Source organism: Nonomuraea sp. WAC 01424, assembly GCF_003947315.1.
Classification (GTDB): domain Bacteria; phylum Actinomycetota; class Actinomycetes; order Streptosporangiales; family Streptosporangiaceae; genus Nonomuraea; species Nonomuraea spiralis.
In genome coordinates this window covers 100,577-113,217 of sequence record NZ_QHHZ01000001.1, presented here as the reverse complement: position 1 = coordinate 113,217, position 12,641 = coordinate 100,577, and the positions used below count along the sequence as shown (strand labels likewise).

Annotated in this window: 12 protein-coding genes; 6 read left to right on the top strand and 6 right to left on the bottom strand. The window is 70.2% G+C overall.

All coding sequences use genetic code 11. The features are described from left to right. Positions 1-275 precede the first annotated feature (275 nt). Genes DMB42_RS00445 through DMB42_RS00435 form a run of 3 tightly spaced genes read right to left on the bottom strand, consistent with a single transcriptional unit; the run spans position 276 to position 2,117 of the window. A complete protein-coding gene (locus tag DMB42_RS00445; protein ID WP_125629502.1) occupies positions 276-680 on the bottom strand; it encodes an arsenate reductase ArsC in 405 nt (134 codons plus the stop codon). Continuing rightward, a complete protein-coding gene (arsB, locus tag DMB42_RS00440; RefSeq protein WP_125629501.1) occupies positions 673-1,764 on the bottom strand; it encodes an ACR3 family arsenite efflux transporter in 1,092 nt (363 codons plus the stop codon). The genes DMB42_RS00445 and arsB overlap by 8 nt, the downstream gene beginning before the upstream one ends. An 11-nt stretch (positions 1,765-1,775) precedes the next feature. Continuing rightward, positions 1,776-2,117, bottom strand: a complete 342-nt coding sequence (locus DMB42_RS00435; protein ID WP_125629499.1) for a helix-turn-helix transcriptional regulator — start codon at positions 2,115-2,117, stop codon at positions 1,776-1,778. A 428-nt stretch (positions 2,118-2,545) separates the two neighbouring features. Between DMB42_RS00435 and DMB42_RS00430 the strand changes: the two genes are divergently transcribed. Next, entirely contained in the window at positions 2,546-3,106 is a 561-nt protein-coding gene (locus tag DMB42_RS00430) for a hypothetical protein (RefSeq protein WP_125629496.1), read from the top strand. On the opposite strand, the gene DMB42_RS00425 is transcribed toward DMB42_RS00430, so the two are convergent. Then, a complete protein-coding gene (locus DMB42_RS00425; RefSeq protein ID WP_125629494.1) occupies positions 3,073-3,858 on the bottom strand; it encodes a hypothetical protein in 786 nt (261 codons plus the stop codon). The two genes, DMB42_RS00430 and DMB42_RS00425, sit on opposite strands and share 34 nt — an antisense overlap. Before the next feature lie 505 nt (positions 3,859-4,363). Continuing rightward, positions 4,364-5,353 carry an AraC family transcriptional regulator gene (locus DMB42_RS00420; protein ID WP_125629492.1) on the bottom strand — a complete coding sequence of 330 codons (990 nt, stop codon included), beginning with the start codon at positions 5,351-5,353 and terminating at the stop codon, positions 4,364-4,366. A 71-nt stretch (positions 5,354-5,424) separates the two neighbouring features. Between DMB42_RS00420 and DMB42_RS00415 the strand changes: the two genes are divergently transcribed. The 3 genes from DMB42_RS00415 (at position 5,425) to DMB42_RS00405 (ending at position 8,609) form a co-directional block, all read left to right on the top strand. Beyond that, complete coding sequence (locus DMB42_RS00415) at positions 5,425-6,270, top strand: SDR family oxidoreductase (RefSeq protein ID WP_125629490.1); 846 nt, start codon at positions 5,425-5,427, stop codon at positions 6,268-6,270. Continuing rightward, positions 6,267-6,623 (top strand): DUF4440 domain-containing protein, encoded by a 357-nt coding sequence (locus DMB42_RS00410; protein WP_185844392.1) that lies wholly within the window; start codon positions 6,267-6,269, stop codon positions 6,621-6,623. Before DMB42_RS00415 ends, DMB42_RS00410 begins: the two co-directional genes overlap by 4 nt. Positions 6,624-7,016: 393 nt before the next feature. Next, the gene (locus DMB42_RS00405) at positions 7,017-8,609 is read left to right on the top strand and encodes a tetratricopeptide repeat protein (protein WP_185844391.1); all 1,593 of its coding nucleotides are present in this window, start codon (positions 7,017-7,019) and stop codon (positions 8,607-8,609) included. Between the two features lie 125 nt (positions 8,610-8,734). Here the strand turns inward: DMB42_RS00405 and DMB42_RS00400 are convergent, their stop codons facing one another. Further along, on the bottom strand, positions 8,735-9,181 hold the full coding sequence (locus tag DMB42_RS00400) for a hypothetical protein (protein WP_125629485.1): 447 nt from the start codon (positions 9,179-9,181) through the stop codon (positions 8,735-8,737). A 991-nt stretch (positions 9,182-10,172) separates the two neighbouring features. On the opposite strand from DMB42_RS00400, the gene DMB42_RS00395 reads away from it, so the two are divergent. Beyond that, the gene (locus tag DMB42_RS00395) at positions 10,173-10,757 is read left to right on the top strand and encodes a hypothetical protein (RefSeq protein WP_125629484.1); all 585 of its coding nucleotides are present in this window, start codon (positions 10,173-10,175) and stop codon (positions 10,755-10,757) included. 387 nt (positions 10,758-11,144) lie between these two features. Continuing rightward, the gene (locus DMB42_RS00390; protein ID WP_125629482.1) at positions 11,145-12,569 is read left to right on the top strand and encodes a DUF11 domain-containing protein; all 1,425 of its coding nucleotides are present in this window, start codon (positions 11,145-11,147) and stop codon (positions 12,567-12,569) included. The last annotated feature ends 72 nt before the right edge of the window (positions 12,570-12,641 follow it).

The window sequence follows — 12,641 nt, the reverse complement described above, 5'->3', positions numbered from 1 at the left end:
CCCGTCGCCACTCCTCCCAGGCCGAGGCCCGCGTACATGACGGCGCTCATCGCTGTGTAACTCATCTTGTGCAGCCACATGCTCGGCACCTCCGTCGCTCTGCCTCCGCTCGAGGCCGGCCGTCCTGAGGCCGTGGGTGAGGACACCTCTTCCCAGGTCACCTGCCCGAACGGAGTTACGGCATGCCCACGGCCACACCCACCCCGTGGCTCGGCTGTCTGCCACACGGTGGTCTCGGACCTGAATCAGCCTGGCGCTCGAACGGTGCGAGCGGGTCAGCCAGGCAGCAACTCGCCGAGCAGCTTCTCCACTTGGGAACGAATGTCGTCACGGATGAGGCGGACGGCATCGATGTCCTGCCCGGCCGGGTCGTCGAGCTGCCAGTCCTCGTACCGCTTGCCGGGAAAGACCGGGCAGGCGTCGCCGCAGCCCATGGTGATGACCACGTCGGAGGCCTGGACCGCGTCGACGGACAGGACCTTGGGCCGGGCGGCGGTGATGTCGATGCCGACCTCGGCCATGGCCTCGACGGCGACCGGGTTGACCTGCCCGGCCGGGGCGGAACCGGCCGAGCGCACCTCGACCCGGTCGCCTGCCAGGTGGGCGAGCCATCCGGCGGCCATCTGGGAGCGTCCGGCGTTGTGCACGCAGACGAACAGCACGCTGGGCTTGTCAGGCATGTACGGGCTCCTTGGCGAACAGGCGGCGGCCGGCCAGGCTGACGTACACCAGGGCGACCAGGACGGGCACCTCGATGAGCGGGCCGACCACTCCGGCCAGTGCCTGGCCGGACGTGACACCGAAGACGCCCACCGCGACGGCGATGGCCAGCTCGAAGTTGTTGCCCGCGGCGGTGAAGGCCAGCGTGGTGGAGCGCTCGTAGCCCAGGCCGATCAGCTTGCCGGCCAGGAACGATCCACCCCACATGAGTGCGAAGTAGGCCAGCAGCGGCAGCGCGATGCGCGCGACGTCGCCGGGCTGGGAGGTGATCGTGCCGCCTTGCAGGGCGAACAGGATGACGATGGTGAACAGCAGCCCGTACAGGGCCAGCGGGCCGACACGTGGCAGGAAACGGCTTTCGTACCAGTCCCGGCCGCGGGCGCGTTCGCCGAGCCGGCGGGACAGGTAGCCGGCGGCCAGCGGGATGCCGAGGAAGATGAGCACGTACTGGGCGATGTCCCAGGCCGAGACCTCCAGCGCGGCCTGCGCGAGCCCGAGCCATCCGGGCAGCACGTACAGATAGAGCCAGCCCAGCACGCCGAACGCGACCACCTGGAACACCGAGTTGAGCGCCACCAGCACGGCGGCGGCCTCACGGTCGCCACAGGCCAGATCGTTCCAGATGAGCACCATGGCGATGCACCGGGCCAGCCCGACGATGATCAGGCCGGTGCGGTACTCGGGCAGGTCAGGCAGGAAGATCCAGGCCAGCGCGAACATGACGGCCGGGCCGAGCACCCAGTTCAGCACCAGCGAGGCGAGTAGCAGGCGGCGGTCGCCGGTGACGGTGCCCAGGCGGTCGTAGCGGACCTTGGCCAGCACCGGGTACATCATCAGCAACAGCCCGAGCGCGATCGGCAACGAGATCTCGCCGACCTTCACCGCTTCCAGCCCGGTGTTCAGCCCCGGGACGAGCCGTCCGAGCAGCAGCCCGGCGGCCATGGCCGCGATGATCCACACCGGCAGGAACCGGTCGAGCGTGGACAGGCCGGCGACGACGCCCCGCGCGGGCGCGACGGCCGACGGCGACGCGGAAGAGGACATCACGGTGCTTCTCAGACGGTCGCGGGCACGTCGAGCAGGGCCGACAGCTCACCCAGCGTCTCGGGCACCAGCCGGTAGTACACCCAGGAGGCACGCCGTTCCGAGGTCAGCAGCCCGACCTCCTTGAGCACCTTCAGGTGGTGGCTGATGGTCGGCTGGGACAGCTCGAACGCGCCGGTGATGTCGCACACGCACACCTCGCCGCCCGCCCGGCTGGCCACGATGGACAGGATGCGCAGCCGTACCGGGTCGCCCAGCGCCTTGAACACCCGCGCCACCCCGGCCGCCCGCTCGGCGTCCGGCGGCTCGCGCGTCAGCGGCGGGCTGCACTCCAAGAGCTCCAGAGGTTCCACATCTTCTCCGTATAGACAGTCATCGAAATCGACGTCTCTCTATATTGACACACATCAAACTCGGGAGGTTGGGAGACCCGGTAACAGCGAAGGCCCCCGCCGACTCGGCGAGGGCCTCCAGCCACGTGTGCGTACCGGTGTGCGTGTCGCCTCTCGGCGAAGGGCGCAACGCGGCTCCAGCCGAACGGTAGTCCGCGAAGGCGATAGGTGAGGCCCGGGGACACTGGGCACACCGGCCACGACGGACATAACCATCAGGAGGCCACCTGTGTTCCCGAGTGGCGACCCAGTTCCCGGTCAAGGGGCTGCGGCGCTCGATCAGGTGCAGGGCCAGACCAGCGGCGTTCTCGGGGGAGATGCGTCGACGCGAGGGCCCGCTGCTCGGTGTACGGCGTGTCGCGAGCCGATCACGGCCAGGGTTGTACGGCATGACGATGCGGATGCCCGCCGATGCGGCGGCTGTGCTGCCGCAGGTGCTGGAGGTTCTGGGCTGGCAGGGCCGGCGCGTGGTCCAGGCCAGGGCTTTGAGCAACTGGCGATGGGTCGCCTGTGAACTGGACGAGGCCGAGCACGAGACCCGGGTGCGTGAGGGGCTGCCGCCGGCGGCTGACGCCATCTTGCTGCGTTGCCTCGCTCATCGCTACCCGGACTTCCTTTCGCGCCCGGCGCCGGTGCGTATCGAAGGTGCGATCGCGCCGCGTAGGACCTGGGCGGCCGCGAGGAACAACCTGGGTGGGTTCGTGTCGTTCGGTGCGCGGGTGGCCCTTGTGCCGGCCGCGGTGGCGCGAGGTCTGCCCGTCGCGGTGGACGCCGTCTACTATGGTTTCGGCGTGGTGGCGCTGGAAGAGCCTGATCGGTTGGTTCATCCACCTGAGCCCGTTGCCGCCACGGAACGTACGTGGATGAAGCGACTGGTTGAGGAAGTGGTCTATGACGCCGTGCTTCGTCAGGCCGGTCAGCCTCTTCCCGTCGCGCTGAGGGTCGGGTAGGACTTCACCCACGCCTGGAGGTACCTGGGCACCTCCCACGACAGCCGGCGCTGGGCGTTCAACTCGTGGTGCCGGTGAATGGCGTTCTTGCACTTGGCCAGCCAGGAGTCCGGCCGCTGCTGCGGGAACAGAGTGGTGATGCCCTCATGGAGGTGCAGCAACGGCTCGAACGTGTGCGCGGCGAGCTCGGTGGGTGAGGCGGTGGCCAGCCATTCCATGGTGCGGTTGCCGCACACGCGGCAGTCGCAGGTCCACACATCGTGCATCAGGTTCGGATCTTCGAGGGTGGCCTGCACGCCTTCGAGGATCTTCTCCACGGTCATCAGTGCCAGAAGCGGCAGGACGAGCGTGTGCCGTCGGCGCGTCCCGTTGTCCGGGGGAGGGGGCGACGAGGCGTCGGCCGGATAGAGATGGCGCAGCGAAGAAGTGGCGCCCACGGCCGCCCAGAGGGCGCCGTGGGCGATCGCTCCCAGCCCGGAGATGTCCGTGCTCAGCAGGCTCACCGGGACAGTGGCACGTTCCAGCAGGCATTTGAGGCCCGCGACCGCTCGGATGTGGCCCAGGGGGTCGCTCCGGTGCTCCAGTACGAGAGCCACCGGCGTCTCGTGCGAGCAGATCTCGTCGACGAGATGGTCCGTCCAAGGTGCCAGCAGCCAGCTGCTGTGCAGGGGCAGTACGGCGGTGACGTCGGCGCCTGCCCCCTTGGCCTGGCTGAGCACTTTCCGTAGTGCGGCCTTGTCCTCCTTGCCCACGTATCCGGAGTCTGTCAGGACGCTTGCGACGCCCAGCGCGCTGGGCGTCGAGCCAGTCGTGGCTGATCGGCTCCGTGCCGGCCTTCCGGCGGGATTTGCCGCCCGCGTAGCAGCGCCGGTCGACGAGCAGGGGTCCGCAGAGGCGCTCTCGCAAGGAAGGGTGAAGGGTGGTGGCCTTCTCGCCTGTGAGCACGATGCCGCCGGCGGATGACGGGATGATGTCCAGCACGTCGGACATCTGGGCAGCCGGGATCTGAAGCAGGAGGCGATCTGTAAGTATCGTGTTCGCAGTACGGACTCTTCCGGGCGTGGCGTTCACGACCTTGACGGTGACTGTCTGCCGAGACGTCGTCAAGGTAACGATTAACTACAGTCAGAACAATGAGTGACTGCGGTTACCAATGCGCTGTCACGTCACGATTCGCTCCGCTGTCTCAGTTCTTCTGAAACGAAATCGGAACGGCTGCGCAGTGAATACATGCCGGCGGTTCTTGTGCCACCTCATTCACCGGGTGGGGTGGCGCCGGTTCGTGAAGGCCCTGCCGGGGGTCGTAGTGGGGAGTGCGGCGTTCTGGGTCCAGCGGCGGCGGTAGTCGCCGGGTGTGGTCCCGTACCACTGGCGGAAGGCCAGGTGGAAGCCGACCGTCGAGTGGTAGCCGACGCGCTCGCTGATCCGGCCGTGGGCGAGCGTGGTCTCGCTCAGCAGGCGTGCGGCCTCCTGCATGCGGCGGGCGGTCAGGTGCCGGATCGGCGCCTCGCCGACCAGCTCGCGGAAGGTCGCCGCGAACGCCGAGCGCGACATCCCGGCCTGGGCCGCCAGTGACTCCACCGTCCAGGGCTCGGCGAACCTCGTCTGTACGGCGTGCAGCGCCGTCCCGATCGCCGGGTGACGCAACGCCCGCAGGACCGGCGAGCCCTCGGCCAGCTCGCTCACCGCGGCCCGCAGCGCCAGTACGAAGACCAGCTCGAACGCGCGCAGGGCCACCAGCGTCGCGCCGGGTTCGGCCAGGTCCCACTCGCCCGCCAGCCGCCCGAGAGTGCCGCCGAGCAGCCCGTGACCTTCCAGCGTGGCCTGGTCGAGCACCAGGACGGGCGGCAGCGCCCGGTAGATCGGCGAGATGGCGGCCCGGTCGTAGTGGAGCCCGCCGCAGAGCAGGACGGTCCGCTCGCCGGGTCCGCCGAGCTCGAGGGTGCTCACGCCGCCCGGCGGCCGGTCGGGCAGCACGGCGGCGAGCGGCACGGCGGGGCGTCCCGGCCGGTCGCCCAGCCGGTGGGCGCTGCCGTGCGGGAAGACGGCCAGGTCCCCGGCGCGCAGCAGGACAGGCTCGGCACCGGGCAGCTCGACGGCACAGGTGCCCTCGTGCACGTAATGCAGCAGCGCGCAGTCCTCGGCCTCGCCCGCGATGCCCCAGGGCGAGCCGGCCTGCCAGCGGCTGTGGAACACTCCCTCCAGCCGCAGCGGGGCCAGCAGAGCGCTCAGCAGGTCACCATCCACGGGACGATCCTTAAATAACCCAATATTTCCCTTTATCGAGCGTATCGCGGACTGAGCGGAGACTGTCCGGCATGACCTTTCTTGTGATCGGCGCGGCAGGCGCCCAGGGCGGCGCGGTCGCGCGGCGGCTCGTCGCCGAGGGCCACACGGTGCGCGGCCTGACCAGGAGCGGCCGAGTGCCGCGCGGAGTGGAGCCGGTCGCCGGCGACCTCGACGACGCCGAGGCGGTGAAGGCGGCCTTCGCCGGGGTGACGCACGCCTCGGTGACGCTGCCCATGGTCTACGAGCCGGACACGGTGGCCGCTCACGTCCACCATGTGCGCGACGCCGCGCTGGCGGCAGGGGTGCGGCGGCTGGTGTTCAACACCGCCAACCGGCTGCCCGAGGCCACCACGCAGGTGGCGGCCTTCGAGACGCGCCGGTGGGCGGTGCGGACGCTGCAGTCGGCCGGTCTGCCGCTCGTGGTGCTGTGCCCACCGATCTACCTGGACAACCTGGCCGCGCCGTGGGTGGCGGGTCCGCTGGCGGCCGAGGGCGTGCTGCGCTACCCGCTGCCCGCCGACCTGCCGGTGCCCTGGCTCTCGCACGACGACCTGGGCGCCGCCACGTACGCCGCGCTCGTGCGTGACGATCTTGAGGGCGCCGTGCTGAAGCTCGGCGGGCCCGACGTGGTGACCGGCGACGAGCTGGCGGCCGCCTTCGGCGCCCGCTACGCCGCGCAGGATCCGGCCGAGTTCGAGTCGGGCCTGGCGAAGGCGCTGGGCGCGCCGACGGCCGCCGCGGTGGCGGACACCTACCGCTGGGCCGCCGCCGACCGCGACCTGTTCGCGGCCGACCCCGCGGTGGCCGATCTGCTGGACGTACGGCTGACGCCGCTACGCACCTGGATCGCCGCCCAGCCCTGGGCGACCCGGTGAACGGCGTCGAGGCGGCGATCGTCCGCCACCACGAGGTCATCGAACGCTGGCTGAGCGGTGTCGCCGCGCGGGAGGAGTTCGCCCGCTTCGCCCACGCCCACGCCCCCGGCTTCACGCTCATCACCCCCGACGGCCGGACGCTCTCCCGCGACCAGATCCTCACCGAGGTCGAGGCACTCTACGGCAGAGCGCCGGGGCTGACCGTCGAGATCCGCCACGTGCGGATCGTCGCCTCCGGCGGCGACCTTCTCGTGGCCGCCTACCAGGAGGTCCAGCCGGATCGTACCCGGCAGTCCACGGTGGTCTTCCAGGACACCAAGTGGTTGCACCTGCACGAGACCTGGCTCCCGTGACGACCCGGCCCGCCCGGACCTCCCGGCCCGCCCGGAGCGGTTGAGGCGCCTGTCGTCGTGTCCCGCGAGATCCCGACGCTGACGATCAGGGATCCGGCCGTCTCTGACGAGTATCCGGCACCGTGGCCACCGGGCGCGCCGGCGGCGAACACCGTGCGGCCGGGTGCTGAGGCGGCGCGGGCGTCCGGCATCCAACCCCACCAGCACCGCCGAGAGATTCGGGACTCTCCGGCCCTGCGGTCGGCACCGGATGTGATCTACGTTGTAAAGGCGCCGGGTTGGGAGTTCACACTTTCGCGCACGACCGTCCGACCGCGGAAGGCGGTGACCTGGAGCGCCCCCGCGCAACTGATCACTGGTTAGACTGCTCAATTCTGTCGTTTGGAGGAAATGATGGAAGACGCCAACACAAGGGCGGAGAAGGCGGCCGAGCGAGGAGAGGCGCATCGGCTGGCGGGGCGCAACGAAGCGGCCGTCAAAGCGTTCACCAGGGCCATCACCATCGTCCCCGGCTACCCTTTCGCCCTCGGCTCGCGCGGCCAGGCGCTCTGGGCCATGGGCGACCTCGACGCCCCGCTCGCCGACTTCGACCGGGCCATCGAGCTGGATCCCCGCCTCGGCTGGGTCCACCTCGAACGAGGGCGTCTCCTGACCGGCGCAGGCCGCGACCAGGAGGCGCTGGCCGACTACGACCAGGCGATCGAGCTGGAGCCCGACCACGCCCCGTCGTTCCTCGATCGGGCCCTCCTGCACCGGTTCGCAGGCCGCCTGGAGGATGCGCTCGCCGACCTGGACAGCGCCGCCGAACTGGAGAGCCGCCTGCCGTACGTCTTCGGGGAGCGCGGCGAGGTCAAACGGAGGCTGAAGAGGTACGAGGAGGCGCTGGCGGACCTGACCCTGGCGATCGACCTCGACCCGGACAGCAGCGACTTCTACCTCGAGCGCGCGTGGGTGAGGCATGAGCTCGAGCAGAGCGAGGAGGCGCTGGCCGATGTGAACGTGGCCCTGGCCGCGCGCCCCGACGACAGCGACGGCCTCGAACTGCGTGGCATCCTGCATCGGCTCGCGGGCCGGACCGTCGAGGCGGTGGCCGACCTGGACCGGGCGATCGAACTCAACCCCGGGGCGCTGCTGGCCATCACGGTGCGCGGCGGAGCCCTCTTGGCGCTCCGGCGGCCCGACGCCGCGTACGCCGACTTCAGCAGGGCCATCGAGCTCGGGTTGGACGACGCCGACACCTGGGTCGGCCGTGGACGGGCGGCCCTGGATCGCCACATGCTGGAGGACGCGCTGGCGGCCGCCGAGGCGGCGCTGGAACGCGAACCGGATCTTGACGACGCGCTGCTGTTGCGCGGGGCCGCCAACGAGAAACTCGGCCGCTATCCCGAGGCGGCCCGGGATCTGAAACGGTTCAGTCTCGTGGCGCCTGACATCTTCCTCAGCTGGGTCGCCGAGGTCAGTGAGGGCGATTCAGACCTGGGCCACGCGATGGGGGAGAGCCTCAAGACGGCCATGGCCGAGACGCTCACCGACGCCGCGCGAGATCTCGTGGCCGGCGCGGAGGCACAGACGGTGAACACGGCCGATTTCGCCGAGGTGGGGGCGATCTTGCGCGTGGGGGACACCGACGACGCCGCCGTCGTGGAGACACGCCTGGCGCGCGACCCGGGCGACGCCTTCGCGCTGGCGTTACGGGCGGTGCTGGACCGGTCCGCGGGCCGCCGCGACACCGCCCTGGCCGACCTCGACGCGATCGTACGTGCCGACCCTGCCGCCGAATGGGCCACAGCACTGCGACGCACGATGGACCCCGGCGATCCAGGCGGGGCGGACCGGCTGACGGGACTCGGGTTGCCGCCCACCATCGAGGCGATCTGCGTGCTGGCCATGACCGGTGGCGTCGACCTGGTGCGGACGGCGCTTCCCGACGGCACATGGATACTGTCGGACATGCTGGAAAACCCGCCGATACCCCCTCCCGCCTGAAGCCGATCACCAACACCCACCCCGCCCCGGCGACGGGCACTGCCCGGGTGCCTGTCGCGTGCAGACCGCCTCGCGGTGGTCTCGGCGGCCCTGACGGCCGGCGACGCGGGGTTTCAGGCGGGCCGTCAGTCGATGCGCTGGCAGATCGTCACCGGCAGACGCGGCGACCAGGTACGGGTGGCCTCGTCGTAGGCCTGCGCGTAGCCGTTCTTGCTTCCGTTGCAGGGGGCGGCGATGGTCGTCTCCACGTAGATGGCGCCGCCGGGCGTGACGGGGTGGGTACGGGCGATCGCCCACCTGGAGAACTTCGTGACGCCGTTGTTGAACTTGACCGTCAGGAAGACGCGGCGGTCGACGGTGAAATTGCCGCCGGCGACCTTGAGATGGCCGTTGAAGGTGTAGGTGAACAGGAAGGAGCGCGCCTGCGCGAGGTCGCGGGTGTGGCTGGTGTTGCTGAGGTCGGAAGGCGAGGCCGGTGACGCGTTCGCGGCACTGCTCATGGCCGGGACGGCCAGGGCGATGGCCGCGGCGGTGGCGGTCAGGCCGAACAGGGTGCGCAAGCTGCGGTTCATCGGGAGCTCCTCTCGTATGGGACTTGAACACCATTGACGGGCAGGCCGCCTGCAGCGTGCTTTCAGCGGACCGACCGGGGGTTGCATATCGGAATCGGAACTTTCGGACGCAGCGAAAGGCCGTCCCGTACCGGAGTACGGTCTGAGCCGGCTGCCGGTACGGGCCGAGAGCGGATGGGGGCTGACCGTCCTGGCCGTGGGCGGGAATGCCGGGCTGCCAGGCCTGCTTGCCGCGTCGGCACGACCGCGACCCGGGCCACCGCCACCGCCCACCGCCAGACGGGGACATCGTCACGCCTGGTGTACCGGTCACGTTCGGCGGCGGTGCGGGCCTCGGCCTCGCTCTCGGCACGGCACGCGGCCTCCCGCACGTCGTAGCTGGCGGCGTCCAGGGCATGCAGGCCCGCCTGGCGCCACCCCTTCATGTCGCGTTCCTGCCCGAGGCCGACCGTGTCGAAGAGGTCCGACGTACCCGCTCTGACCACTCCGAGGCGCGCGAGCACGGCGTTGATCGGCCAGTCCTCGCGTGGCGGTCCGGCCTGGATCGATGCGTACTCGGGACCCCAGCTCTGACGGCCGTTCTCTCACAGCTCATGTCCCTGGGGTTCGCCGAGAGACTGCGCCGCCGCGTGACCAGTCCTTTCTCCCGGTGACTGACGAGATCTTCGCCGAGTGGCGGCGGCCTGCGGGCCGTTCATGCCCCCAGGCGTTGCCGGAGGGGCGCCACCACGGCCCGTGGCACATCGTCCGACAGGGAGCGGAGACGGTCGAAATCACCGACAACACCGTGGAGCACGTAGGACATGCCCGCACCCTGGATCGGGCCACGGCCCACGATCATCACATTTCATGGGCCGGACGCCCGCGGTGATAGCTCCAGTGGGCACGCTGCTCGTGTCGTGTCCGCATCCGGACAGCGAGCGATGCCAACTTTCCGTGAGGGGAGGACGTCCCACTGTTACAACGCAGAGGAGCGTAAAGGGGAATCCGAATGCCGAACATCGGACGCCGTACCGCCTTGCGGCTCGTCGCAGGGGCATCGCTTGCCGCCGTCGGCGGGCTCGTCGTCACCGCGCAACCCGCGCAGGCCCTGCAACATCTGTGGGGGACCTGCACACGGTGCCGCATCCTCTGGTTCACCGGGAACGGCACCCGAGGTGGCTGCCCGGCAGGCGACATCCTCGACGGCGGACACCACTTCCTCGGCATCGACTGGATGCTCAAGACCGTCGACGACGGCGGAGCCGGGCAATCCGGCTGGCAATGGTGCGGTTATTGTCAGGCGCTCTGGTTCATGGGCAACAGCACCTGGGGGGCCTGCCCCTCCCACCCGAACGGTCACTGGCCGGCCGGACCGTCAGGAGGCGCCTCGACGGTCTACATCCTGGAGGACATCACCAACAGAGACCGGCCCGGCGGCGCCTCCGGCTTCCGCTTCTGCATCAAGTGCAACGGGCTGTGGGACGCCGTCAACAACAGTCTGTACACCAACAACGTCTGCCCGCTCGACCGCCGGCCGCATACGCTCTGGGGCAGCGGCAACTACGTGCTACGCCGCTTCGGCAGCACCCGGTGACCCGAATCCGTCGAGCCCGGACGTGATGTGAGCGCTCATCGGCACCCCTTCGGCCATGCGGCTCTTACTGTGCGGCTAGTGCATTGCCCTGAGCAGGTTCAACTACTTTAAGTGGGTAGTCGGCTACACAAGGCATTTGGTCTTGGAGAGCAACGACCGCCCTCCAAGGCGTCCACCGCCTCACCCCTGCCGTGACCAGCACTGCAACCGCAGCCGCAGCCGCAGCCGCCAACCGCAGATCTGCGGGACGCCGCCACCACGCTCACGACCCGACAACCACACCCTCAGCTGCGCCGTTCCCCGTCTTCGACTCCGCCCGCGCACCACGCGAGGCCATTCGATCATGCGCGCAGACAGTTCCCCACCAGCTCGACGAAGGGACACCTCGTGGCCGTACCCCAGAACCCCTCACCCGGCGGTTGCGGACAACGCATCGCCCTGGTCAACGGCAGCTTCGAAGCACCCGTCGTCACCAACTTCGAGATACGGCCCGACGCCTCCCACAACGACCCCCGCGCGGTGCCCGGCTGGCGCACCACCGCCTCCGACGGCCAGATCGAACTCTGGCACACCGGCTTCCAGAACGTGCCCTCCGACGACGGCCAGCAGTTCGCCGAGCTCAACGCCAACATGGTCTCCACCCTGTACCAGGACCTGCCCACCACGCCCGGCACCAAGCTGTACTGGCGGCTCTCGCACCGCGGCCGCCAGGGCGCCGACACCATGGCACTGCAGATCGGCCCCCCGAACGCCCCGGTGGAACAGGCACAGATGACCGACGGCAACACCGCCTGGGGCCACTACACCGGCGAATACGTCGTCCCGGCCGGCCAGACCACCACCCGGTTCGCCTTCAAGTCCATCTCCGCCGCCGGCGGCAACCCGGCGATCGGCAACTTCCTGGACGGCATCGTCTTCGGCACCGCCCCCTGCGTCGTACTCACCAAGGCCGCCATCCCCGAGGGTGAGGTCAAGGTCGGCGACGTCATCACCTACCGGGTGAACGCCAAGAACGAGGGCGGCTCCCCGGCCGACAACCTCGTCCTGACCGACGACATCCCGGCCGGCACCAGCTACGTCCCCGGCTCCCTGCGTGTCATCGACGGCCCCAACAGCGGCGGCAAGAGCGACGCGGCCGGCGACGACCAGGCGTCCGCCGACGCCGGCCATGTCGTCTTCCGCCTGGGCCAGGGCGCCACCGCCCAGCAGGGCGGCCGCCTGGCCTCGACCGCGGACGCGCCCAACGGAACCACGGTGGAGTTCCGGGTCCGCGTCGAACGCGCCGGCGCCGGCCGCGAGATCGAGAACCAGGCCCGCGCCACCTACGACAACACCCTCGGCAAGGCGCCCGACCACCTCACCTCCACCTCCAACGCCACCACCACGCCCGTCAAGCGTGTCGTCGAGCTCGCCGTCGTCAAGGCCGCCGACCGTACCAAGGCCGCTGTCGGCGAGGCGGTCACCTTCCACGTGGCCGTCACCAACAAGGGGCCCAACGACTCCGCGGGCGTCACGGTCACCGACCGGCTGCCCGAAGGGCTGACCTTCATCTCCGCCACCGCCACCGCCGGCACTTACGACCCGGCCACCGGCCTGTGGGACGTCGGCGCGATGGCTGTCGGCACCACCCGCACCCTCACCCTGCTGGCCAAGGTCACCAAGCCCGGCCCGCTGACCAACACCGCCACCGCCACCGCCGGCGAAGCCGACGGCCCGGTCACCGACGAAGTCGTCGTCTGCGCCCACCCAGCGGCCCCCTGCCCGCCCCAAGGCGGCGGGTGCGGTCGCGGGGGAGGCTGCGGCGGCTGCTGAGCCGTTGAGCGCCGGGCCGGATTTCCGGCCCGGATCTTGAGCAAGGCCAGGCTCGCGCCCTGTCAGGGCGCG

Coding starts and splice junctions, on each gene's coding strand:
- DMB42_RS00445 (WP_125629502.1), bottom strand. CDS start 680: ATGCCTGACAAGCCCAGCGTGCTGTTCGTCTGCGTGCACAACGCCGGA.
- arsB (WP_125629501.1), bottom strand. CDS start 1,764: ATGTCCTCTTCCGCGTCGCCGTCGGCCGTCGCGCCCGCGCGGGGCGTC.
- DMB42_RS00430 (WP_125629496.1), top strand. CDS start 2,546: ATGACGATGCGGATGCCCGCCGATGCGGCGGCTGTGCTGCCGCAGGTG.
- DMB42_RS00415 (WP_125629490.1), top strand. CDS start 5,425: ATGACCTTTCTTGTGATCGGCGCGGCAGGCGCCCAGGGCGGCGCGGTC.
- DMB42_RS00405 (WP_185844391.1), top strand. CDS start 7,017: ATGGAAGACGCCAACACAAGGGCGGAGAAGGCGGCCGAGCGAGGAGAG.
- DMB42_RS00400 (WP_125629485.1), bottom strand. CDS start 9,181: ATGAACCGCAGCTTGCGCACCCTGTTCGGCCTGACCGCCACCGCCGCG.
- DMB42_RS00395 (WP_125629484.1), top strand. CDS start 10,173: ATGCCGAACATCGGACGCCGTACCGCCTTGCGGCTCGTCGCAGGGGCA.